The sequence below is a fragment of the Bartonella capreoli genome (assembly GCF_902813205.1).
GTDB classification, from domain to species: domain Bacteria; phylum Pseudomonadota; class Alphaproteobacteria; order Rhizobiales; family Rhizobiaceae; genus Bartonella; species Bartonella schoenbuchensis.
Genome location: NZ_CADDZX010000057.1, coordinates 1 through 1,038, shown reverse-complemented (window position 1 = coordinate 1,038; position 1,038 = coordinate 1). Strand labels below are relative to the sequence as shown.

Here is a 1,038-nt window from a genome sequence, read left to right as displayed (position 1 = left end):
AAGTTAAACAAGCTAAATAATGGCAAACAAACCACGGTTGGCTTTGATGGGCATAGATATGACTTTGTAAGCCGAGTGATCGGCGGTAATGGCTATACCTACCAGACAGTGCCTACCGGCAGTAACAGTTGGAAAGAGGCATACAAAATGTTCACAGATCCTTACAATGCCCACACTTGTCTTGGAGATGGGGGCCATATGTGTAGAGTGCGCTATGGCATATCCCATCGAGTACAAATTGATTCAAGGAGAAAGAAATGAAACAAATCTTAAAATTATTGAGTGGAATAGCTTTGTTAAGTATCGCTGGATGTCAATTTAATAAACCTCCCTTAGGATATTTGGCTGCATGGGAGAAGCCAGGAGCGGACTTTACTGAGGTAGGAAAAGCATTGTTAGAATGTGGCATGCCAACTCCCTTTGATAAAGATCCAGAAAGTATAAAGATAAGCAACAATGCATTAGCAACAATTTATGCTTGCATGATCCAAGATGGTTTCCGTTATAAAGATAAAGAGGTATCGAGTATAGGGGGACCGTGTTATACTTTTAGAGAGGAAAACCTTCCCATTTGTCAGCCTGGCGCTGTTATCCCGAGGCGCAGTGTCAAGAAGCGCTTAAATAGCCCGTTTTGTAAACAGTATAAAAATAGTCGTAAATGCCAGCCTTAAGTCTTGCTGCATTTGAAGAGCAACAATCCCCCTTCCTTGCTTTTGCTTGGAAGGGTGGTTTTTTGCTCATTCCACCATCAACAATGGCAGCATCATCTTGACAGATGAAGCAGGGCAAAAGACCTTGACAGGGCAAAATGGGGAACAAACAATCGCCTCCCTTAACCGTGACACCGCTACAGCTCATCAAGTTGTAGAAGCGCTTGATGGTGGCAGGCTGGAACAAATCGTCCATGAGAACCGTGAAATGGCAACGCAATTGCTTGAAGAAGGGTTTAAATACAGCGATGATTCCTATAAAACCATGTTTATCAAAAAGCACTCCATCGCCGTGGTGGATCGTGATGAAAAGGGAAATATTATCTAT

At 42.8% G+C, this 1,038-nt stretch carries 1 protein-coding gene and 2 pseudogenes; all 3 read left to right on the top strand.

Features of this window, described 5'->3' with window-relative positions; translation table 11 throughout:
• A pseudogene (locus tag J7R05_RS07240) lies at positions 1 to 261 on the top strand (filamentous hemagglutinin); the annotation flags it as partial.
• Positions 258 to 671, top strand: a complete 414-nt coding sequence (locus J7R05_RS07235; RefSeq protein ID WP_208541716.1) for a hypothetical protein — start codon at positions 258 to 260, stop codon at positions 669 to 671. The pseudogene J7R05_RS07240 and the gene J7R05_RS07235, both read left to right, overlap by 4 nt.
• Positions 672 to 768: 97 nt before the next feature.
• Positions 769 to 1,038 (top strand): annotated as a pseudogene (locus J7R05_RS07230) (filamentous hemagglutinin); the annotation flags it as partial.